This is a genomic window from Polaribacter sp. 20A6, assembly GCF_011378915.1.
GTDB lineage: Bacteria > Bacteroidota > Bacteroidia > Flavobacteriales > Flavobacteriaceae > Polaribacter > Polaribacter sejongensis.
In genome coordinates, this window is record NZ_WTPZ01000001.1 from 404,633 (window position 1) to 426,872 (window position 22,240).

The window sequence follows — 22,240 nt, forward strand, 5'->3', positions numbered from 1 at the left end:
TTTATACTTAACAAATCTAACAAAATATTTTATGTAGCAAGGTTAAACATTAAATTTCTTTTTCTAAAAGTTGTTGGTCATACAAATCTTTGTAATAACCGTCTATGTTTATTAGTTGATTATGAGTTCCTTGTTGTATAATTTCTCCTTGATCTAAAACAATAATTTTATCGGCATTTTTGGCCGAAGAGATTCTGTGACTAATTATAAAAGTGGTAATATTTTTTGATATTCTCTCTAAATTTGAAAGGATTTTTTCTTCAGTTTCTGTGTCTACAGCAGACAAGCAATCATCAAAAATTAAAATTTTAGGTTTCTTTATTATTGCTCTTGCAATAGAAACACGCTGCTTTTGTCCACCAGAAAGCGTTACACCACGTTCCCCTAAAACGGTTTTGTATCCGTTAGGAAAATCGATAATATTTTTATGTACATCTGCATTTTTAGCTGCAGCAATAATCTCTTCTTCCGTGGCATCTTCTTTACCAAATTTAATGTTATCTTCTATACTTTCAGAGAACAAAAATGGATCTTGTGGCACAAAACCAATCTGACTTCTAACAGCATCTAAATTAGCCTCTTTAATAGGGATGTCGTCTAATATGATTGTTCCTTTTTTAGTGTCATACAACCTAGAAATTAATTCTATAATGGTAGATTTTCCAGAACCTGTTTTACCCAAAATAGCGATGGTTTCGCCAGATTTTACTGAAATGTTAATGTTCTTTAGAGCAGTTATATTAGTATCATCATACGTAAAAGTAACATCTTTAAAGGTCACATTTCCTTTTAACTCTATTGGTAAATTGCTGTTATTTTGTATTTCTGGTACATGCTGTAAAAACTCATTAATTCTAGCTTGTGAAGCTTCTGCTTGCTGCACCATAGAAGTAACCCAACCTACAACAGCTACTGGCCAAGTTAAAATATTTACATATAACATAAATTCTATTATGGTACCTATTTGTATCTCATTTTCTATATATAATTGACCACCAACATATAAAACCAATAAGTTACTAATACCAATTAAAAAGACCATCAACGGAAAAAATAACGCATTTGCTTTTTGAAGGTGTATGTTCTTTTCCTTACTTTCATCTGCAATTTTATCGAAGTCTTTTATAATGGATGCTTCAATTCCGTAAGATTTAACCACATTAATTCCTGAGAAAAACTCTTGATTAAAAGTGGTTAATTTTGATAAATATTGCTGAACAATTGTACTTCTTTTATGTATTACTTTACTTAAAACGAATATTGAAATCGATAATAAAGGAAAAGGAATTAAAGTGTACATGGTTAACTCCACATCAATACTCATCATTTGAGTAAAACCAACAACCAACAAAACAATCATGTTAATGGTATACATTACTGCAGGTCCAACATACATTCTTACTTTAGAAACATCTTCAGAAATACGATTCATTAAATCTCCTGTTCTGTTTTTTTTGTAAAAATTAAGAGATAACCTTTGGTATTGTTGATAAATCTCGTTTTTTAAATCGAATTCTATCAACCTAGAAGTAACAATAATCGTTTGTCTCATTAAAAAAGTGAAAAATCCAGATAATATAGCGACACCAATAATTAGAAGTACGTTTATTAATAATTGATGCTGTACGTCTTCTAAATTAGTAACGGTTCCGTTTTGGTAATCTTCAACAATGTTTAAAGAGTCTCCTACTATTTGAGGTATTTTTAAAGCTAAAAATTTGGCTAAAACAGTTATTAATAAACCTATTAATAATCGCCATTTATATTTAGAAAAGTATTTGTTTACGTGTCTTAGTTCCTTCAATGAATATTGAATTTTTAAAAAAATAAAATTACAATAATTATAATATCTATAAATTATTTTTTTGTTAAATAAGTAAAAATGCAAAGATACAAGATTCAGGATAGAATTAATTCTTAAAAAAGAATAAAAAGGTAGTCGAATAAAAGTAAAATAACACTATTTTTGCACCCAAATTTATATATAAGTTCTTTAGAAAATGATTAACAGGAGACATATTCGAGTTAAAGTAATGCAATCTGTGTACGCTATGTTACATTCTTATAATGATGATATCATTAAAGAGGAAAAATTTTTAAAACATAGTATTTTAAAAATGTACGATTTGTACGTTTTAAACCTACAGTTATTGGTAGAAGTACAAAAATTAGCAGCTAAAAAAATAGCACTTTCTAAAAAGAAAATTCTTGCTACCAAAGAAGATTTAAACCCAAACAACAAATTTTTAAACAATAGACTGATAAATACCATCGCAGAAAGCGTAAGTATAGAAGGTTATGTTGAATTAAATGATGTAAATAACTGGGAAGAAAATGATGAGTATGTAAAAATTATTTTTGAGAAATTGCAAAATAGCGATTTGTATAAAAAATATTTAGCTACTGAAGAAGATTCTTATAAAGTAGACAAAGCTTTTGTAATTGATTTCTTTAAAGAAATTATTGCACCAAATGAAAAATTAGGAGAATATTTTGAAGACACTATGATTTCTTGGTCAGATGATATTCCTTTTGTAAATACTTGGGTTGTAAAAACGTTAAGTAAGCAGAAAGATAATACTATTTTTGTTTTAGGTAAATTATATAAAGACAAGGATGATGAAGATTTTGTATCTAAAATGTTTAAGAAAACAGTTTTAAATAATACAGAGTACGAATCTATTATTGAAGAAAAAACACCAAACTGGGAAACAGATAGAATTGCCGATATAGATATGATTCTAATTAAAATGGCAATTGCAGAGTTTTTTAATTTCCATTCTATACCAACCAGAGTTACTATTAATGAATATATAGAAATATCTAAAGATTATTCTACAGAAAAGAGTAGCTACTTTATTAATGGAGTTTTAGATAAAATTTCTAAAGAATTTATAGAAAGTAAAAGAATTGTTAAAATAGGTAGAGGATTGCTTTAAACTATTGTTTTAGGTAATTAATTTATTATTTTTACGCAAAATTAAATCATAATGAAAAAAATAACAATTTTATTAGCATTTGTAATTACAGCATCTTTCTTTACAGCTTGTAAAGACGGAGGAAGTGCCGTTAAAAAAGTAAACCAAGAAAATTTAGATAACGCTGCATCTAGAGATAATGAAATTAAAAAAGGAACAGCTTTAATTTCATTAGATAAAACAATCTATGATTTTGGTACTGTAAATGAAGGAGATTTGGTAGAAACTAGTTTTGTGGTTACCAACTCTGGAAAAACAGACTTAGTAATTACAAACGCACAAGGTTCTTGTGGTTGTACAGTTCCTACTTGGCCAAAAGCACCAATTAAACCAGGAGAAACGGGTACTGTTGATGTGAAGTTTAATACAAACGGTAGACCAAATAGACAACAGAAAACAGTAACCTTAACAACAAACACAGAAGCTGGTAGACAGGTTTTAACAATTAAAGGTTCTGTAACACCAAAAGCAAAATAAAAAAATATGTATACTGTAATATTTTTACAAGAAGGAATGAGTGGTAGTTTAATGAGCATGTTGCCTTTTTTAGCAATTATTGTTGTGTTTTATTTTTTTATGATAAGACCACAAATGAATCGTCAGAAAAAAGAAAAAGCTTTTCAATCTGAAATTAAAAAAGGAGCAAAAGTGGTTACTTCTAGTGGTATTCATGGTAAAATAGCTGAAATTAATGAAGCGGAAGGTACCGTAACTATAGAAACTGGAGCAGGGAAAATTAAGTTTGAACGTTCTGCTGTTTCTATGGAATTAACAAACAAAAAATTAGCACCAGCTAAAAAATAAATAGTTAGTTAATTAAAATATTAAGTGAGCTATGTCTTTTTAGATACAGCTCACTTTTTTGTTAACAAGCTTTTGTGTAGATTGCATTAAAATTGATTTACTACCTTGATAAAGAATAGAAAAATAACGAAAAGTTTTATTAGTTTTTTAATAGCCTCTATTTTAATGTGGTTTTTAATTACGCTTTCTAAAGAATATACCACTAGTCTCACTTTTTCTGTAAACTATAAAAATATTCCTCAAGATAAATTATTAGAAAATAAGCCTACAAAAGAAATAGATATCATTGTAAAATCTACTGGTTTTAATATTATAAGATCTGGTTTTGGTGATAAAACAATTACCCTAAATGCTAATAGTTTGCGTAAAAAATCTTCTGGGAGCTATTATTTTTTAACAAAAAACCAAGTTAACACAATTCAAAAACAATTGCATTCTGGCATTGAATTACAACAAATTGTGTTGGATACTATTTATTTAGATATTGGTACTTTAACTTCTAAAAAAGTGCCTTTAAAACCAAATTTAGATATTAAATATCAAATTGGTTATGATATTTTAGAGCCAGTAAGTGTAGAACCAGATAGTATCTTAATCTCAGGTCCAGAAGCACAAGTAAAGAACATAACTTCCATAGATTTAAAAGTAATAAAATTAGAGAATGTTAGAGAAGATTTTTCTAAAGATGTTGAAATTGTGTTGCCTAAAAACTCTGGTAACGTTAAGTTTAATGCTAAATTTACAACCATTAGTGGTAAAGTAGAGAAGTTTACAGAGGGTACTTTAGAAGTTCCCTTTACAATAAAAAACCTTCCAAGAGGAGTAGATTTAACGATACTTAATAAAACTGTAGAAATAGTTTATGTAGTAGGCCTTTCTAACTTTAATAAAATTGATAAAAACTTTTTTGAGGTAGTTTGTGATTATAATCTTTCTAAAGATAATAACCTGGGGTATTTGTTACCTAAAGTAATAGGAAAACCAGATTATGTTAAAAGTTTTAAAGTGATACCTAATAAAATAGATTTTTTAATTCAGAAATAAAATGGTTGTAGGTTTAACAGGTGGTATAGGAAGCGGTAAAACTACAGTAGCTACTATTTTTGCCAATTTTAATACGGTTGCTATTTACAATGCAGATCTAGAAGCTAAAAAGTTAATGAACACCTCTCCAATAATAAAGGGTAAAATTATTGAAGAATTTGGAGATGAATCTTATCTAGATAATCAATTAAACCGACCTTTTATAGCGAACCTTGTTTTTAAGGATAAAAGTAAATTAGCAGCGTTAAACGGAATTGTACATCCCGAAGTAAAAAATCACTTTAATGAATTTGTAAAGTTACATGCAGATAAAGAGTATATTTTATATGAAAATGCAATTCTTTTTGAAAGTAAAAGCAATCTAAAATGCGATATTATTATATCTGTTTACGCACCTCTTAACGTTAGAATAGAAAGAACAATGCTAAGAGATAACAGTTCTAAAATAGCGGTAGAAAACAGAATAAAAAACCAATGGTTAGAAGATAAAAAGTTACTACAATCTAACTATGTTATTACCAATTTAAGTAAAGAAAATACTCATTTTCAGGTTCTTAAAATCCATAATATTTTAACAAAAAAGGAGGTCTCAATTTAATTTTATTCAATAGGATTGTTAAAAGAGTCTTAAATTTAAAGTAAAGTTGTTAATTTAGGTTAAAAACAATAAAATCAACTTTTGAAAGCCGTAACTTTGATGTATGGGTAAGAAAATGTTTGTTCTTATTGTGGTTTTAATGAGCATTTCCTTGATAGGAATTATTGCTGTGCAGTTGTTTTGGATAAACAATGCGGTTGAAAGCAGAAATGAGCAATTTAAGAATGATATTCAAAAATCTTTGGGTAATGTAACTCAAAGAATAAATGATAAAGAGGAAGCTTTTTTTGATAAAAAAATGGAAGATTTCTTTGATAACGTTGGTTTGGCTAACGACGCTCAAATAAGAAATTATTTGTTTCAAGAAATAGATACTATTACGAAAGAGCGTTTTTCTATAGGGACTACTTATTTAGAAGAAAATTTTAAATTACCAACAGAGTTTTTAGACAATGATTCTATCATAGTAAAAAGAGTTACTGGTAAACAAGATTTTTTTCATTCAAGATTAATTAAAGGAGTAGACAATGCTTTTTCTTCTACAGATGAAAATAGATACTCTTTTACTAAAAGATTTAAGAAAATAGAAAATGCTTATAATTCGGCATATTTTGAAGATTATAAGAAAATTACACCTCTTCATCAAAGAATAAGTAATAACGATTTAAATAATACGATTAAGGAAGAATTAGAAAAACGAAATGTATATTTAGATTTTAAATATGGTGTTTATAGTAAAGATGGTTTAGCTACAAAGCTAAAATCTGGATATTACACTATAAACAAAAAAGAAAGCTATCCGTATCCTCTTTTTTTTAATGAAAATGGGGACGTTGAGTATGAGTTGTATGTAACTTTTCCGTCTAAAGATAAACACATACTTTCTGGTCTTTCGGGTATTTTAATACTTTCATTGTCCTTTATTTTTATCATTATTATCGCTTTTTCTAGCTCTTTATATCAATTGATTAGACAGAAAAAAATATCAGAAATAAAAACTGATTTTATAAATAATATGACGCATGAGTTTAAAACACCAATTGCTACCATTAACCTTGCTTTAGATTCCATTAAGAATCCAAAGATTATTAATGATAACGAAAAAGTGTTGCGTTATGTAAAAATGATTAGAGACGAGAACAAAAGAATGCACTCTCAAGTAGAAAATGTATTAAGAATATCTAGGTTAGAAAAAAATCAGTTAGATATTAGTAAGGAAACTATTGATATGCACGACACAATAGAAGATGCAATTACACATGTAAGTTTATTAATAGCTGATAGAAAAGGGACTATAAATACACATTTTGAAGCAATTATAACAGAAATTCCTGGTAACGAATTTCATTTAACAAATATAATTGTTAACATATTAGAAAATGGTTTAAAATATTCTGAAGGTGCACCAAAAATTAATGTGTACACAGAAAGTGCTAATAAATTCTTTATCTTTAAAATAAAAGATGAAGGAATAGGAATGAGTAAAGCAGTTCAAAAACAAGTTTTTGATAAGTTTTATAGAGAACAAAAAGGAAACATACATGATGTAAAAGGCCATGGACTTGGTTTAGCTTATGTAAAAGAGATTGTAGAAAAACATCATGGTACTGTTTTTGTAGAAAGTGAAAAAGGAAAAGGAAGTACGTTTACAGTAAAATTACCTTTAATTTAAAAACATAACAATGGGAAGTAAAAAAATTTTATTAGTTGAAGATGATCCAAATTTTGGAACAGTCTTAAAAGATTATTTAGCATTAAATGATTATAATGTAACACACGCTAAAGATGGTATAGAAGGTTTAATCATGTTTAAAAACAGCGATTATGACTTATGTATATTAGATGTTATGATGCCTCGTAAAGATGGTTTTTCTTTAGCACAAGATATTAGAACTACCAATAAAGAAGTGCCTATTATTTTCTTAACGGCAAAAACTTTAAAAGAAGATGTTTTAAAAGGATATGCAGTTGGTGCAGATGATTATTTAAACAAACCTTTTGATTCGGAAGTATTACTGCATAAAATTAAAGCGATTTTACAGCGTAAAGACACCGATAAAACTGCAGAATCAGAACAATTCGAATTTGTTATTGGAGGCTTTTTCTTCAATTCTAAATTAAGACATTTATCTATTGGTGAAAATGGAGAACCTATAAAATTATCTCCAAAAGAAAGTAAATTGTTACGTATGTTGGCAATTCATAAAAATGATTTAATGCCAAGAGAATTAGCATTGACAAAAATATGGAGAGATGACAATTATTTTACATCTAGAAGTATGGATGTTTATATTGCAAAACTTCGTAAATACCTAAAACCAGATGAACATGTAGAAATTTTAAATATACATGGTGAAGGATTTAGAATGGTAGATAAATCTTAAATAAAAATAAGTTTCCCAGAAATAAAAAACTCAACATGATTGGTTATCAGGTTGAGTTTTTGTATATTTAATATATGGCAGAATTTATCAAAATATATAATGAGAACCCAAATCAAAAAGAAATAGACAAAGTTGTTGCTGTTTTAAAACGTGGCGGTTTGGTTATTTATCCAACCGATACTGTCTATGGTTTAGGTTGCGATATTACCAATAATAAGGCTTTAGAAAAGATAGCTCAGATAAAAGGCGTAAAATTAGAAAAAGCAAATTTTTCTTTTATTTGCAACAATTTAAGCCATTTGTCAGATTATGTAAAGCAAATAGATAGTGCTACCTTTAAAGTTCTTAAAAGAGCATTACCAGGTCCTTATACCTTTATTTTACCTGGAAGTAACAACTTACCAAAAGTCTTTAAAAAGAAAAAAACGGTAGGTATTCGTATTCCAGATAATAATATTATTAGAACTTTAGTAGAAGCTTTGGGTAACCCAATTGTATCTACTTCTATTAGAGATGAAGATGAAATCTTAGAATATACTACAGATCCAGAATTAATCTTTGAAAAATGGTCTAAGCGGGTAGATATTGTTATTGATGGTGGCTATGGAGACAATCAAGGATCTACAATTATAGATTTTACAGATGGATATCCGGAAGTAATAAGAGAAGGTAAAGGAAGTTTAGATATTTTGTAATGCCAAAAATTCACTTAGAAACCATTATTAATATAGCTGATATTGATATTGTTTTCAATTTAATTAGAAGTATCGATTTACATAAAATTTCTACAAAAAACTCTAAAGAAGAAGCAATTGCAGGCAAAACTTTTGGCTTAATATCACTTAATGAAACAGTAACTTGGAGAGCAAAGCATTTAGGTTTTTCCCAAGAATTAACTTCTATTATAACAGATTTTAAAGCACCAACTTTTTTTGCAGATGAAATGGTTCATGGAGCTTTTAAAAGTTTTAGACATGAACATTTTCTTGAGCAGAAAGGCGATAAAGTGATTGTAAAAGATGTTTTTGACTATGTTTCTCCTTTTGGTGTTCTTGGAGAAATTGCTGATTTTATTTTCCTAAAAAAATATATGCAGCATTTTCTAATTGAAAGAAATAAAGTAATTAAAGACTATGCAGAGTCTGGTAAATGGAGAGAAGTTTTAGAAAAGGAATTACTTTAGTTCGTCAAACTTTTTTCTACCCAACGCAAAATACTGCCAAACAATACTTGTATGTAAATTGTAATCTTGTTTTTTATGTAAAGCTCTACGTTTTTTTAAAAACTTAAAGAAGTTTTTATAAACGCTAAAATGAGCTTTAACAATAGCTAAGGTGTGAACAGGTTTTAACTCTAATAGAAACTTTAAACCTGCAATTCCGTCTAAAATTAAACGCGAAAAAAGAACGAATAGAAACCATCTTTTAGGAACGTTTTTTACAATATTTAGTAAGCTATTTCTAAAGTTTAAATATGTTTTATGAGGGTTTGTTTCTTCTAAAGTAGCGCCACCAACATGGTATACCGTAGAAGCGCCCACATATTTTATTTTGAAACCTCTATTTTGTGCTCTCCAGCATAAATCTATTTCTTCTTGATGCGCAAAATAATCTTCATCTAAACCACCTAGTTGATGAAATACTTTAGAGCGAATAAATAAACAAGCTCCAGAAGCCCAAAAAATAGTAGCTTCATCATTAAATTGCCCGTTGTCTTTTTCTAATTGATTAAATAGACGTCCTCTACAATAAGGATAGCCATATAAATCTATAAAACCACCGGCAGCACCTGCATATTCAAACTTCGTTTTGTCTTTAAAATCTAATAATTTTGGTTGAATAATAGCCGTGTTTTCTTCATTTCTAAAAACAGTTTTAATCGGTTCTAACCAATTTTCTGTAACCTCAACATCAGAATTTAAAAGACAGTAAATATCGGCATCAATAGATTGCAATGCATCGTTATATCCTTTTGCATATCCACCATTTATAGTATTTTCTATTACTTTAACCGTTGGGAAATTTTCTTTTACATAGGTAACAGAAGAATCTGTAGAGGCATTGTCGGCTATATAGATTTTAGCTTCTTTAGAACTAAAATTTATAACCGATGGTAAGAACTGTTCTAACAGTTTTTGACCATTCCAATTTAATATGACGATTGCTATTTTCAAGAATGCGAATTTACTGTTTATAAGTTAGTTTTTTTATATAATTTGTCTTAATAAAAGTATAAAATAAGTCCGCTTATTTGGGGTTTCATTTTCTTTAAAGTAAAGGTGTTTTGTTATATATTTTAATAGCTAAACAATGACAATTGTTATTTATAATTAGGAATATCCTTTAAAAAAATATAGGTTTCCTTTTCAAAATCCATTTTACAATAAAAATGCTGTAAACCATTGGTAACAATTAAGTAATTGGCTTTTAACTTTAAATTATATCGTGCAATTTGATCGAAAGTGTCTTGTGTGATTTTTATGGAAGGTGCTTTGCATTCTACAATAATCTCATGGTTTCCTTCTTTATTAAAAACTAAAATATCCGTTCTTTTTTTGCGATTATTAATGGTTAATTGTTTTTCTAAAGCAATTAAGGTAGTAGGATATTTTTTTTCTTCAATTAAAAAAGAAACATAATGTTGACGCACCCATTCTTCTGGAGTTAAAACCATATATTTTTTTCTCAATTTATCAAAAATAAGCGTCTTATTTTCGCTACTTTTGAGTTTGAAATTATAAGAAGGTAGGTTAAGTTTTTGCATCAGTCAAAAGTAAGTAAATGAACGAAATAAAAGACATTGTTTCAGATATAAAGAAAGGAATTATAAAGCCAATTTATTTTTTAATGGGTGATGAGCCTTATTATATTGATAAAATTTCTGACTATATAGAAGAACATATTTTAGAGGAAGCCGAAAAAGGTTTTAATCAGCAAGTAATGTATGGTAGAGATGCAAGCATAGAAGATATTGTTTCTGCTGCAAAACGTTACCCAATGATGGCCGAAAGACAGGTTATAATTGTTAAAGAAGCCCAAGATTTAAGTAGAAATATAGAAAAGTTAGTTGCTTATGCAGAGAATCCGCAACCAACCACTGTTTTAGTTTTTAACTATAAATATAAAAAACTTGATAAGCGTAAAAAACTGCACAAAGCAATTGCAAAAACAGGTTTAATTTATGAAAGTAAAAAGCTGTATGAGAATCAGGTTTCAGATTGGATTCGTAGAGTTTTAAGTGGTAAAAAGTATAAAATAGAACCCAAAGCATCTCAGATGTTAGTAGAGTTTTTAGGAACAGATTTAAGTAAAATTTCTAACGAGTTAGATAAATTAATGCTAATTCTGCCTAAAGAATCTATTATTAGTGATAAGCATATTGAAGACAATATTGGTATTTCTAAAGATTTTAACAATTTTGAATTGCGAAAAGCAGTAGGAGAGAAGGATATTGTAAAAGCCAATAGAATTATAAATTACTTTGCAGAAAACCCAAAGAACAATCCTTTGGTAATGACCATTTCTTTGTTGAATGGGTATTTTACACAACTCCTTTCTTTTCATGGTTTAAAAGACAAATCTAAAAGTTCTGTGGCAAAAACGCTAGGTGTTAATCCTTATTTTGTTGATGAATATTTTTTAGCCGCTAGAAATTACCCAATGCGTAAAGTGGCACAAATAATTGCCTTTTTAAGAGATGCAGATGTAAAAAGTAAAGGTGTTGGCGCAAGTCAATCTCAAAAAGATATATTAAAAGAATTATTGTTTAAAATATTACATTAGAATGAAAAATATTTTCGAAAAAGAAATTACAAATGACGTAATTAAAAGAATCAATAATTTATCGGCTACAACAAATCCAACTTGGGGAAAAATGTCTGTATCTCAAATGTTAGCGCATTGTGCTGTTTCTTATGAGATGGTTTTTACAGAAAAATATCCTAAACCAAATGCTTTTACCAAATGGATTTTAAAGATGATTGTTAAAAATATTGTTGTTTCAGAAAAACCTTATGCTAAAAATGGAAGAACTGCATCTCAATTCATTATTGCTGATGATAAAGAATTTGAAGTAGAAAAGAAAAATTTAGTAGATTACATTATTAAAACCCAAGAATTAGGAGAAACTCATTTTGAAGGTAAAGAGTCTAATTCTTTTGGTAAACTAACTGCGGTAGAATGGAATAATTCATTTTATAAACATTTAGACCATCACTTAACTCAATTTGGAGTTTAGAATATATCAAAGTTTAAAAATAGCAAGAAGCTGTCTAAAAAGTAATAAACCTTGTCATGCTGAACTTGTTTCAGCATCTTAACTTTCTGAAATTCAAACTTCAAAAGAATCTGAAATAAATTCAGATTGACAAAAATTCACTTTTTTAGACAACTTCTTGTTTATTAAAATCAAAAATTAATTTATAATCAATTTTTTAGTAAGAATTTGGTTCTTTACATCCTTAATTCTAATAAAATAAACACCTTTTTTAAAGGCTGATACTTCAAAGTAATTGCTGTCTATTGCTTCTTTAGAAAACGATTTTACTTGTTTTCCGGTAATATCAAAAATGGTAACTTCATTAGTTTTATCAGAAAGAACAAAGTGTGTTTTAGCTGGATTAGGGTACAGTTTCATAGAGTTTTTATCGTCTAACGTAAAATCATCCGAAGAAAGAGAAGCCGGGTTATTTGCATACACTTTAAATTCACCTGGAGCTAACGAAATACTAGCAGTTGTATTTGTAACTGTTATTGTAGTGTTATCTTCTAATAAATTATACCAGGTTCCTGTTTGTTGAAAAGTAGGAGAAATACTTTGCGTGGTTACACCAAAATTACCGATAATAGTAATGTTTTGTATGTCTGAGGCAGATGCATCTGTTAAATGAATTGTATTTAATCCGTTAGCATTACCAACATTTAAAGTGAAATCTGAAGTTTCAAAAATATCATATTTCAGTTTTAATTGAATTAATTTAGACCAAGTTTCTTTTAAATTCTTTCTATTAACATTGTCTAAGTAATTCCATAAAATTGGTTTATTACCTGTTCTACCATTTTCTTCTATAGAAATATCATATCCTAATTCTCCGAATTGCCAAATCATTTTTGGTCCAGGAACTGTAAAATAAAAAGCGCCTGCTAATGCTTCTCTAGCTAATGCTGTGTTTAAGTCTTTAATATTATAACTTCCGCTAGCGTTACCAAATTGTACGTTTTTATACATTAAACGCTCTTCGTCATGGCTTTCCATATAGCTAACATTTGCAGGTACAGACCAACCTCTGTTTTTGTAAGAAATCCAAGAAAAATCAGCTTCAGTACCATAGCCCATAGTCGCTTGGTTGTATTGATGATTGTGGTTGCCCCAAACCATAATTCCTTTTCCTTCATCTAATTTATAATTCACCCATTCAGTTTCTTCTTCGTTGGTGCCTAAATGTTCGAAAATAATATAAAAATTAGGGTCTATTTCCCATTGATCATCAGCATATTCTTTTAAAACATCTACTCGGTCTTGCTGATATGCGTTTGTACAAGCATCTCCAGAAGCACAATTTTGAGTAAATCCTTTGGTTAAATCCCATCTAAAACCATCAATTTTATATTCGTCAATCCAATATTGAGAAACTCTTTTTACATAGTCTTTTACAGCTTGTTTAGAGTGATTAAAATCGTTAAAAACACTGTAAGAATGTGTTGCCGTTGGATTGAAAAAAGGGCTGTCTGAATTTGCTTGTCCGCCATAACCACCATTGTCTGTATTGTACATTCTATAATACGGATTTTGTCCGGAAGCATGATTAAAAGCAACATCTATAATTACAGCAATACCTCTTTGATGGCATTCGTCTATAAATTGTTTAAAAGCAGTAGTGTTGCCATAATATTTATCTAAAGCCATGTGAAAAGAAGGATTGTATCCCCAAGACTCATTTCCGTCAAATTCCATAACAGGTAAAAACTCGATGGTATTAATACCTAGTTCTTCTAAATAATCTAATCTTGCTTTTACAGCATCATAAGAATGTAAGTCATCAAAATCTCTTATTAAAAGTTCGTAAATAACCAAGTCTGTTTTTTCTGGCTTCGTAAAGTTGGTCGTTTGCCAAACATAATCTGCATCTCCAGTTCTTAATAAAGTAACTGCGTGGTTGGTTTCTCCTGTAGGATAACTTGGTAAATTAGGATAGGTTGTTGCGTTTATATATTGATCGTTATATTCATCTAAAATTACAGTAGAGTATGGGTCTGCAACTCTTAAATCTGCATTGATGATGTATTGATACGTGTAATCTGTTTGCGGAGTTAAATTTGTAAGTTCTATCCAAAAACGATCTGTAGCACTGTCTTTTTTAAGTAAATAGGCATTGTTAATTTCCCAATTGTTGAAACTACCAATTAGGTGAATAAACTCTTTTTCGGGAGCATAAAAAACCAAAGTAGCTTTTGAATTGTCTGATGGATTTAAGTTAATTCCGTCTTTCAAGCCTGCAGGAACAGGTGCTTCTGAAACCGTTGGTTTTACAATAACTTTAAATGTTGTGCTTTTAATTTCTCCGTTATTTGTAGCTTCTAGAATAAAGGTAGTATTTTCTGTAACAGTAGGAGTGTGGTTGTATGTTGATGTACTGTTTTGTTGATTAATAACAGCTCCATTTGCTTTTAAGCTAAAGTTTGATGATAATGAAGTTGTTGCAGCAATTGGTAATGTTTCTCCAGAATTTAGAATGGTTGTAGTGGTTGTAGGAGCATTTAAAGTTAATTGATAAGCGCCAACTTCAAAATATTGGTCTTGAGTTTTCTTATCTCCAGAACCATCCTTAGCTTTTACTAGCATTCCAATACGTCCTAAGCCAGTTCTGTTATAGAAAGTTGATGGTTTAAAAGTTATTGAATAAGTACCATTGCTATTGTTTGTTAGTCTTTGAGCTTCGTTAGAGTTCGTCCAACTTCCATTTGTTGGAGAATCCATAGAGTTTGCATCATTGATATCATAAGACCAAGTCCATAAATAGATATCTGAAACTCCCCAAGAAGCAGTTGTAATACCAGAGACCGTTATGGCTATTTCATCACTCTCGTTAAAAGTAGTAGGGGAAACAGAAAAGGTAGCATTTTGTACCTGGCTATAGCTTAAAGTAGTTATTAATAATAAAAGTAGTGTAATTTTTTTCATAAGTAATCGTGTTAAAAAACAAAGACTACCGCTTTTAGGGGTAGTCTTTGTAAAGTTTAAAAAAAAATTAATTTATTGTATACGTTGGGTTTTCTGGATCTGTAAAGTTTAATACAAAAGAATATGTACCAGCAGTAGCTACTAAATTAGCACCACCTTTTTCTAAAGCACCATCTGCTCCATCATCTCCATAATCTAAAGCCCATGCTCCATTAGATCTAAATTTATATTCACCATCTTTAAGTGTTACTTTATTTAGGACCCAAATATCATCATTTGGTTGAGACCAATCTCTGGTAAATAATACGTCTGGACCATCCCATCCATTAGGAGTTGCTTCTCCTACAAGTCCCCAAATATCTTCTATTGGTTCTAAAGAATAAGATAGATCATTTAAGTTTACAGTAACAATATATCTACCAGCTGTAGTAGCAATATCACCTCCAGATGTGTCTAGGTATCCTGCAGCACCTTCTCCGTAAGCGGTACCCCAATCATTATTCATTCTAAACTTCATTTCACCGTCTAATAACTTTACAATTCCTCTAAATTGATCTGAATAAGAATCGTAAGTAAGAGCAAAATCTGGAGTTTCTCCCCAATTATTATAAGCAGAACCCACAATGCCTAAAGAGAAATCTTCTATTTTATAGGTGTTGCTATTTAAGTTCATGGTAATTTTATAAGCACCAGCCTCAACAGCAATGTTACTTCCACCAGTATCTAAAGTTCCGTCTGCACCGTTATCTCCAAAATCATTGGTCCATTCATTGTTTTCTCTAAATTTAATTTCTCCATCAATTAAAGTAACGTATGCTACTAAAACACCTGCAGTACTGGTTGTGTAGAATGGTAAATCTGGAGTTGCACCCCAATCATTAGCAGCAGAACCAATAATTCCCCATGTAGTAGATAAGTCTAAAATACTAGAGTATGGAGTTACGCTAATGGTTTGTAAATTAGTATTAATTAACAATTGATTGCCAATAAAACCTTGTAATTTGATAGACAAATCTGAAGCAACACCTGCTTCTGCACCTAAAGCTAATGCAATAGAATTTAATTCTAAAGTTGTAAATGATTTCTCTAATTTATCACCAATTTCTATGGTTTCTGCACTACTAAAATCTCCTGTAGCTAAATCTATCAGAATTTTATACGTTGGCACTGCATCAAAACCAAAATCTGGTGCTGTCCAAGTTGTATGTAGAGCAATTTCATCTTGATTTTCCTCTAAAAGTACAATAGGTGCAGTTTCTTGAATAATCAACGCTGTTGTAGCTGCTACATCTGGGTTTATGATTACTCTGTCATTAATATCTTCACAACTGGTAAAACCAATTGATACAATAATAAGAGCGAATAATGAATTTATTATTTTTTTCATGTCTTTAGTTATTAGTATCCTGGATTTTGTTTTAAATTAAGATTCGTTGTTATAATATTGTTAGGTAAAGGAAAAAGGTTTCTATAATCTTGAACTCCAGATCCATTTTTAGAATTACCTTTAAAAGGCCATAAATACGTATCAGAAGTAAAGTAATTATATCTAATTAAATCTGTTCTTCTTTGTCCTTCCCAATACAACTCACGAGATCTTTCGTCTAAAACAAATTCTAAAGTTAAGTCTGCTGTACTAATGTTTCCACTTGCATTTCCGAAAGCTCTTTCTCTTAATTCGTTAATTTTAGTTACAGCCAATCCTAAATCTCCGCCGCCACCTCTAAGAGATGCTTCTGCGTAGTTTAAATAGATTTCTGCTAATCTTATTAACGGTAAATCTGTATCTACAAAATCTCCAGCAGCATCAGATCCTTGGTTTCCATTAGAATCGATGTTTTTAAATTTAGTAACAGCATATCCATTTTCAAAAGTAGGAATCTCTTCGATTTCTAAAGTTTGACCATCTGAATGAAACATTCCTCTTTTATCGTTTGCATCAAATTTATTAACCAAGTTTTTGGTAGTTCTTAAGCCTCCCCAGCCACCGTTTACACCAAACTCTGTAGCATTCATGTTTCCACCAATTGCAGCATGTACTAAAAATGTAGTACCTCCATAAGTTTGAGATCTAAGACCATCAAAATTTAAGGCAAAAATAAATTCATTTTGTGCTCCGTTTGTGTTATTGTCTGCTAAGAAAAGTTCGTCATAAGCACTTCCGTTTCCATTGGCATCTACCGTATTAATAGAATAACTAGAAGTCATTACTTTGTTAGAATACGTTACTGCTTCTGCATATTTTGCTGTACCAGTAAAAACTTCAGCATTTAAATATAATTTAGACAATAATGCCCAAGCAGCAGCTTGATCTACTCTACCATACTCACTAGATCCACTTACTTTTAATTCATCTTGAATTTCTAATAATTCAGTTTCAATAAAATTGAATATTTCTGTTCTTGATGCTTGCATTGGCAACTCAGTGGAAACAGAAGTAACTAAAGGTACGTTACCATATATATCCATTAAATTATAGTAAGCAAATGCTCTTAAAAAACGAGCTTCTGCAATATAACTTGCAACCTCCGTATCTGTTAAAACAGCTGCATTATTTATAAATGAGTTACAAAAAGATACTTCTTGTGCTAACCTATAGTACAATGCTTCAGAAAAATCGTTACTACCAGACCAATACATTCCATGTAAATCTGGTAAACCTGCATCTCCCCAACCAACTACAGCGTGGTCTGTTGTTAATTCATTTAAGTTGAACAACATTCTAGAATATTGAGAAAAACCTTCATCAATATCTTGTATGTCTGCCTCACCTGAAGGTCCTTTTTGACCTGTTAAAGCCAAACTAGCATATAATTTAGCAAGTGCTCCTTGTGCTTCTGTTGCATTAGAAAACACATCTTGTTCTGTAAAACTATCTGGATCAATAGGTAATTGATTCAAATCTTCGTGACATGATATAACTCCTAAAGAGAATAACATGATTACAATTAAATATTTAAATTTTTGTTTCATTTTTCTTTTTATTAAAAGTTAACATTTACGCCTAATACAAAAGATCTAGGTCTTGGGTAAAAATCATTATCGATTCCTAAGTTAATTTCTGGATCTAAACCATCATAATCGGTTATTGTTAAAACATTTTGTAATGATCCATAAAAACGAAACGTTGTGTTTTCTATCTTATCTAAAGTATAACCAAGTGAAATGTTATCAATTTTAAAGAAAGAAGCATCTTGTACAAAATGATCACTTAAGGCCGTTCTATCATTAATAACTGTAAAACCACTATTGTAGTAATCTGCATGTAAATTAGATAATATACTGTTGTTTGTAGCGTTTTTTTCAACACCTTTATTTGCAGCAACATCATTGTACATATAGTTACCAAAACTAGCTCTAGTTTGTATAGATACATCCCAGTTTTTATAACTAGCACCTGTGTTAAAGCCCATTAAAACATCTCCAAAAGGATCCTCATTAATGTATTTATCATCATCATTAATCATATTGTCGTTATTTCTATCAACAAAAACCCCTTCTAAAGGTTTTCCATTGGCATCGTACACTTGTTGAAAAACTAAGAAACTATTTGCAGTTTCACCTTCTCTATGTACTTGTACATTATTACCAACCCCTGTAGAGATTCCTCCTTGTGGTTGGTCTGCAGATAATTTGGTAATTTTATTATCATTTAATGAAATGTTGTAGTCTACTGTCCATTCAAAATTATCTGTTCTAATAGGGGTTGTGTTTAAGTTAAACTCTAAACCTCTATTTTCCATGTTACCAATGTTGGCGTTAATTCTGTTTCCAAAATTTGTAAAAGGGTCTACAATAGAACTAGCAATAAGATCGTTTGTTTCTTTTAAATAAGCATTTACAGAACCTGTAATTCTTCTATCAAGAAAAGCAAAGTCTACACCAAGATTTAAAGTTCTTCCAACTTCCCAACGTAAATCGGTATTAATTGGTTCTGGTCTAAAAGTTTGATAAAAAGAGTTTCCGAATTGATAGTTAGCAGTATCTGTACTACCTTGATACCTAGTTAAAAACTGATAATCACCTAAACCATTAATGTTACCTATTTCACCGTAACCAACACGTAATTTTAATTCATTAAAGAAAGAATCTTCCATAAAAGCTTCTTTATGAATACTCCAAGCTGCAGCAAATGATGGGAAGAATCCCCAACGATCATCTGGGTTTAATTTAGATGAAGCATCTGCTCTTACGGTTGCTGTTAAATAGTATTTACCTTCATAATCGTAATTAGCACGACTGAAATATGATAATAACACGTTTTTAGATTTGTCTATAAATTCATACGTATTACCATCTTCTTCCGCTTCACTATCATAACTATAGTTATCATATTCAAAAGATTGATATGCGTAACCAGCAACTGCTGTTAAGTTGTGCTTTTCATTAAAAGTTTTAGCGTACGTTAAGTAGGCGTCTAAAACCTTGTTGTCTGAATTTTGAGTAAATCTTGATAAAGAACCATTAAAAGTTGCATCTGAAGTTGGAATAAGTTCTGAAGTAACTTTTCTACCATGACTGTTAGAAGTATCATACCCTAAGTTAACTGTTGCGGTAACATCTTCTAAACCATGTATTTTATAATCAAACTTTACATTCCCTACAAAACGTCTAATTTCTGCAGAATCATCTATTAAGTCTAATAATGCTAAAGGGTTTGTTGGTGCTAAGTTGTTTTGGTTTCCGGTACCAGCGTCTAACCATGCAAAGTATCCACCGTATTGAGAATTTGCATCATACACAGATTGTGTAGGATCAAAAGACACCGCTCCACCAATTGCACCTCTATCTGCAAATTCATTTTCGGTGTACATTCCTTTTACGTTAAAATCTATCTTTAAGTGTTTATCAAATAAAGTAGGAGATAAGTTCATAGAAGCAGTTGTACGTTGTAAGTTATCTCCTTTTAAAATTCCTTCATGTTCAGAATATCCTAAAGAAGCTCTCATTGGTATTCCATAAATTTTACCTAATGCACTAAAGTTATGATCTTGCCCTATAGCAGTTGTATAAATTTCTTCTTGCCAATCTGTATCAGCATCACCTAATAAAGCAATTTGGTTAGGTGTTCCAATATCATTTATTAAACTTCTAAATTGATTTGCTGATAAAACATCTACTTTATCTCTTAAAGTATAAACAGTTGTTTGAGAGCTTGCGTTAAACTTAAACTCACTGTCTTTACCTTTTTTAGTAGTAATTAAAATTACCCCATTTGCAGCTCTAGAACCATAAATAGCAGTAGAAGACGCATCTTTTAAAACTACAAATGTTTCAATATCATTAGGGTTTATAAAGTTTAATGGATTTCTAGATCCTCCAACACCACCATTGTCTAATGGGATACCATCTATAACATATAATGGCTGGCTATTTAATGATAAAGAACCTGTACCACGTATATTAATGGTTTGTCCATCTCCTGGAGCACCAGAACCCGCAATTACATTTACACCTGCAACTTTACCACTAATAAGTGATTGTGCAGAAACAATAGGTCCTTTATTAAAATCTTTACTTGTTAATAAATCTGTTGTACCTGTTAAATCTTCTTTTCTTACCGAACCGTAACCTACTACAACAATTTCGTCTAGAGATTCTAAAGATTCTTCTAATACTACAGATAGATTAAAATCTGTACCTATTGTAACCTCCTTGTCTGAAAAACCTAAATATCTAAAGACAAGTACGTTTCCTGTTTGTACCTTATCTAGAGTAAAGATTCCGTCAAAATCGGTTTGCATACCTCTAGTAGTACCTTTAATAACTACACTAACACCAGGCAAAGGATCGCCAGATGTTTTATCTTTTACAACACCCTTAACTGTTTGTTGTGCAAACACGCTAAATGAGGTTGTTAAAAGAATTCCAATTAACAATAATTTAAATTTTTCCATGTATAATTTGTTAAATAATAACTGTAAATTTGACTTTTTTGATTACAATAAATTTACATTCCACATTGTAAATATAGATATTAGTAATATGTTTACAACATGATATAAATCACGAAAACGTTTTCGTGTTAACAACTTTTCTTATGAGATTGTCATCATATTAATAAAAAATCACGCTAATATTTTAGATTTAATAAAGAATGAAGCAAAAAATTACTATAAAAACAATTGCGAAAGAATTAGGAGTTTCTACGTCTACCGTTTCAAAAGCCTTAAAGGATAGTCATGAAATAAGTAGAGAGACTAAAGAAAAAATTCAAGCTTATGCAGATTACTATAATTACAAACCTAACAGTTTAGCGCTTCAACTTCGGAATCAAAAAACAAAAGTAATTGGAGTTATTTTACCTAAAATAGTGCATCATTTTTTCTCTACAGTAATTATGGGGATTGAAGAAGGTGCTAATGAAAAAGGGTATCATATTATGGTTTGTTTCTCTAATGAATCATATAAGAAAGAAGTAGATACCTTAAAAGTTTTATCAAACGGAAGTGTAGATGGTTTAATTGTTTCCATTGCAAGTGGAACATTAGAAAATAAAGACTTTAAGCATTTTGAAGATCTAGTGGCAGAAGAAATTCCGTTGGTCTTAATAGATAGAGTTGTAGATGAAATTTTGTGTGATAAAGTAGTGGTAGATGATGTTGGTGCCGGTTATAAAGCGACGAAGCATTTGTTAGAAAATGGTAGAAAAAAAATTGCGCTAATAACAACACCAAAGCACGTTAATGTAGGAGCTTTAAGAAGGCAAGGTTATGAAAAAGCATTGATAGAAGCTTATATTAAAACAGACTCTAATTTAATCCTTGAAATTGATGAAGAAGCTGATATCTCTGATCAAATAGAAAAAGTATTTGAACAAGATATTGATGCAGTGTTTGCTGTAAATGAAATTTATGCAGCTAAGGCAATGAGAGCAGCGAAACAAAAAGGACATAAAATACCAGAAGATTTTTCTGTAATAGGTTTTACAGATGGTTTAATCTCTAGATATTCTTCACCTTCTATTACAACAATTGCACAACATGGTTTTGTAATGGGGAAACAAGCAGTTGAACTTTTAATAGAACGAATAGAAAAAGAATCTGAAGTATTTAAACCTAAAAAAATCGTGATTTCTAGCGATTTAAAACTACGAGAATCTACGAAACCGTCGTCGTAGATTTTTACTTTCCTTTTCTTCACATATATAAAAAACACATACCTTTGCTAGATATTTACGATTTATCAATAAATTACATTCCACAAAATTTATGAATTGATAAGTCTAAACGCTTATCGTAATATTAACTTAA

At 30.0% G+C, this 22,240-nt stretch carries 19 protein-coding genes; 12 read left to right on the plus strand and 7 right to left on the minus strand.

Annotation, left to right across the window (positions count from 1 at the left end; genetic code table 11):
- Positions 1-49 precede the first annotated feature (49 nt).
- A complete protein-coding gene (locus GQS57_RS01770) occupies positions 50-1,804 on the minus strand; it encodes an ABC transporter ATP-binding protein (RefSeq protein WP_165730622.1) in 1,755 nt (584 codons plus the stop codon).
- Between the two features lie 196 nt (positions 1,805-2,000).
- Between GQS57_RS01770 and nusB the strand changes: the two genes are divergently transcribed.
- The 9 genes from nusB to GQS57_RS01815 all read left to right on the plus strand — a co-directional run bounded on the left by nusB (position 2,001) and on the right by GQS57_RS01815 (position 8,991).
- Positions 2,001-2,939, plus strand: coding sequence for a transcription antitermination factor NusB (gene nusB, locus GQS57_RS01775; protein WP_165730624.1), 939 nt, complete (start codon positions 2,001-2,003; stop codon positions 2,937-2,939).
- A 51-nt stretch (positions 2,940-2,990) separates the two neighbouring features.
- On the plus strand, positions 2,991-3,455 hold the full coding sequence (locus tag GQS57_RS01780; protein WP_165730626.1) for a DUF1573 domain-containing protein: 465 nt from the start codon (positions 2,991-2,993) through the stop codon (positions 3,453-3,455).
- A 6-nt stretch (positions 3,456-3,461) separates the two neighbouring features.
- The gene (yajC, locus tag GQS57_RS01785) at positions 3,462-3,782 is read left to right on the plus strand and encodes a preprotein translocase subunit YajC (protein WP_165730628.1); all 321 of its coding nucleotides are present in this window, start codon (positions 3,462-3,464) and stop codon (positions 3,780-3,782) included.
- Positions 3,783-3,947: 165 nt separating this feature from the next.
- Positions 3,948-4,826 (plus strand): CdaR family protein, encoded by an 879-nt coding sequence (locus GQS57_RS01790; RefSeq protein WP_240915412.1) that lies wholly within the window; start codon positions 3,948-3,950, stop codon positions 4,824-4,826.
- A 1-nt stretch (position 4,827) separates the two neighbouring features.
- On the plus strand, positions 4,828-5,424 hold the full coding sequence (gene coaE, locus GQS57_RS01795) for a dephospho-CoA kinase (protein ID WP_165730632.1): 597 nt from the start codon (positions 4,828-4,830) through the stop codon (positions 5,422-5,424).
- 103 nt (positions 5,425-5,527) lie between these two features.
- Positions 5,528-7,096 carry a sensor histidine kinase KdpD gene (locus GQS57_RS01800; protein ID WP_165730634.1) on the plus strand — a complete coding sequence of 523 codons (1,569 nt, stop codon included), beginning with the start codon at positions 5,528-5,530 and terminating at the stop codon, positions 7,094-7,096.
- 10 nt (positions 7,097-7,106) lie between these two features.
- The gene (locus tag GQS57_RS01805; RefSeq protein WP_165730636.1) at positions 7,107-7,808 is read left to right on the plus strand and encodes a response regulator transcription factor; all 702 of its coding nucleotides are present in this window, start codon (positions 7,107-7,109) and stop codon (positions 7,806-7,808) included.
- Between the two features lie 74 nt (positions 7,809-7,882).
- Positions 7,883-8,503 carry an L-threonylcarbamoyladenylate synthase gene (locus tag GQS57_RS01810; protein WP_165730638.1) on the plus strand — a complete coding sequence of 207 codons (621 nt, stop codon included), beginning with the start codon at positions 7,883-7,885 and terminating at the stop codon, positions 8,501-8,503.
- The gene (locus GQS57_RS01815; protein ID WP_165730640.1) at positions 8,503-8,991 is read left to right on the plus strand and encodes an SRPBCC family protein; all 489 of its coding nucleotides are present in this window, start codon (positions 8,503-8,505) and stop codon (positions 8,989-8,991) included. The genes GQS57_RS01810 and GQS57_RS01815 overlap by 1 nt, the downstream gene beginning before the upstream one ends.
- Here the strand turns inward: GQS57_RS01815 and GQS57_RS01820 are convergent.
- Both GQS57_RS01820 and GQS57_RS01825 read right to left on the minus strand, forming a co-directional pair.
- Positions 8,983-9,981 carry a glycosyltransferase family 2 protein gene (locus tag GQS57_RS01820; RefSeq protein WP_165730642.1) on the minus strand — a complete coding sequence of 333 codons (999 nt, stop codon included), beginning with the start codon at positions 9,979-9,981 and terminating at the stop codon, positions 8,983-8,985. The genes GQS57_RS01815 and GQS57_RS01820 overlap by 9 nt on opposite strands.
- 146 nt (positions 9,982-10,127) lie before the next feature.
- A complete protein-coding gene (locus tag GQS57_RS01825; protein ID WP_165730644.1) occupies positions 10,128-10,571 on the minus strand; it encodes a type I restriction enzyme HsdR N-terminal domain-containing protein in 444 nt (147 codons plus the stop codon).
- Between the two features lie 17 nt (positions 10,572-10,588).
- Here GQS57_RS01825 and holA point away from each other — a divergent pair, with 17 nt between their 5' ends.
- Both holA and GQS57_RS01835 read left to right on the plus strand, forming a co-directional pair.
- A complete protein-coding gene (gene holA / locus GQS57_RS01830; protein ID WP_165730646.1) occupies positions 10,589-11,590 on the plus strand; it encodes a DNA polymerase III subunit delta in 1,002 nt (333 codons plus the stop codon).
- Position 11,591: 1 nt separating this feature from the next.
- Complete coding sequence (locus GQS57_RS01835) at positions 11,592-12,044, plus strand: DUF1569 domain-containing protein (RefSeq protein ID WP_165730648.1); 453 nt, start codon at positions 11,592-11,594, stop codon at positions 12,042-12,044.
- Positions 12,045-12,221: 177 nt separating this feature from the next.
- Here GQS57_RS01835 and GQS57_RS01840 read toward each other — a convergent pair whose 3' ends face one another.
- The 4 genes from GQS57_RS01840 to GQS57_RS01855 all read right to left on the minus strand — a co-directional run bounded on the left by GQS57_RS01840 (position 12,222) and on the right by GQS57_RS01855 (position 20,884).
- Positions 12,222-14,987, minus strand: a complete 2,766-nt coding sequence (locus GQS57_RS01840; RefSeq protein WP_165730650.1) for an alpha-amylase family glycosyl hydrolase — start codon at positions 14,985-14,987, stop codon at positions 12,222-12,224.
- Between the two features lie 67 nt (positions 14,988-15,054).
- On the minus strand, positions 15,055-16,374 hold the full coding sequence (locus GQS57_RS01845; RefSeq protein ID WP_165730652.1) for a SusE domain-containing protein: 1,320 nt from the start codon (positions 16,372-16,374) through the stop codon (positions 15,055-15,057).
- Positions 16,375-16,385: 11 nt separating this feature from the next.
- On the minus strand, positions 16,386-17,960 hold the full coding sequence (locus GQS57_RS01850) for a RagB/SusD family nutrient uptake outer membrane protein (RefSeq protein WP_165730654.1): 1,575 nt from the start codon (positions 17,958-17,960) through the stop codon (positions 16,386-16,388).
- Between the two features lie 11 nt (positions 17,961-17,971).
- Complete coding sequence (locus GQS57_RS01855) at positions 17,972-20,884, minus strand: SusC/RagA family TonB-linked outer membrane protein (protein WP_165730656.1); 2,913 nt, start codon at positions 20,882-20,884, stop codon at positions 17,972-17,974.
- Between the two features lie 200 nt (positions 20,885-21,084).
- Here GQS57_RS01855 and GQS57_RS01860 point away from each other — a divergent pair, with 200 nt between their 5' ends.
- Positions 21,085-22,107, plus strand: coding sequence for a LacI family DNA-binding transcriptional regulator (locus GQS57_RS01860; RefSeq protein ID WP_165730657.1), 1,023 nt, complete (start codon positions 21,085-21,087; stop codon positions 22,105-22,107).
- The last annotated feature ends 133 nt before the right edge of the window (positions 22,108-22,240 follow it).

Bases quoted from the DNA above. Each gene is read 5' to 3' on its own strand.
- GQS57_RS01860 (WP_165730657.1), top strand. From the start codon at position 21,085: ATGAAGCAAAAAATTACTATAAAAACAATTGCGAAAGAATTAGGAGTT.
- GQS57_RS01780 (WP_165730626.1), top strand. From the start codon at position 2,991: ATGAAAAAAATAACAATTTTATTAGCATTTGTAATTACAGCATCTTTC.
- holA (WP_165730646.1), top strand. From the start codon at position 10,589: ATGAACGAAATAAAAGACATTGTTTCAGATATAAAGAAAGGAATTATA.
- coaE (WP_165730632.1), top strand. From the start codon at position 4,828: ATGGTTGTAGGTTTAACAGGTGGTATAGGAAGCGGTAAAACTACAGTA.
- nusB (WP_165730624.1), top strand. From the start codon at position 2,001: ATGATTAACAGGAGACATATTCGAGTTAAAGTAATGCAATCTGTGTAC.
- yajC (WP_165730628.1), top strand. From the start codon at position 3,462: ATGTATACTGTAATATTTTTACAAGAAGGAATGAGTGGTAGTTTAATG.
- GQS57_RS01855 (WP_165730656.1), bottom strand. From the start codon at position 20,884: ATGGAAAAATTTAAATTATTGTTAATTGGAATTCTTTTAACAACCTCA.
- GQS57_RS01835 (WP_165730648.1), top strand. From the start codon at position 11,592: ATGAAAAATATTTTCGAAAAAGAAATTACAAATGACGTAATTAAAAGA.
- GQS57_RS01790 (WP_240915412.1), top strand. From the start codon at position 3,948: ATGTGGTTTTTAATTACGCTTTCTAAAGAATATACCACTAGTCTCACT.
- GQS57_RS01840 (WP_165730650.1), bottom strand. From the start codon at position 14,987: ATGAAAAAAATTACACTACTTTTATTATTAATAACTACTTTAAGCTAT.
- GQS57_RS01810 (WP_165730638.1), top strand. From the start codon at position 7,883: ATGGCAGAATTTATCAAAATATATAATGAGAACCCAAATCAAAAAGAA.
- GQS57_RS01825 (WP_165730644.1), bottom strand. From the start codon at position 10,571: ATGCAAAAACTTAACCTACCTTCTTATAATTTCAAACTCAAAAGTAGC.
- GQS57_RS01850 (WP_165730654.1), bottom strand. From the start codon at position 17,960: ATGAAACAAAAATTTAAATATTTAATTGTAATCATGTTATTCTCTTTA.
- GQS57_RS01800 (WP_165730634.1), top strand. From the start codon at position 5,528: ATGGGTAAGAAAATGTTTGTTCTTATTGTGGTTTTAATGAGCATTTCC.
- GQS57_RS01805 (WP_165730636.1), top strand. From the start codon at position 7,107: ATGGGAAGTAAAAAAATTTTATTAGTTGAAGATGATCCAAATTTTGGA.
- GQS57_RS01845 (WP_165730652.1), bottom strand. From the start codon at position 16,374: ATGAAAAAAATAATAAATTCATTATTCGCTCTTATTATTGTATCAATT.
- GQS57_RS01815 (WP_165730640.1), top strand. From the start codon at position 8,503: ATGCCAAAAATTCACTTAGAAACCATTATTAATATAGCTGATATTGAT.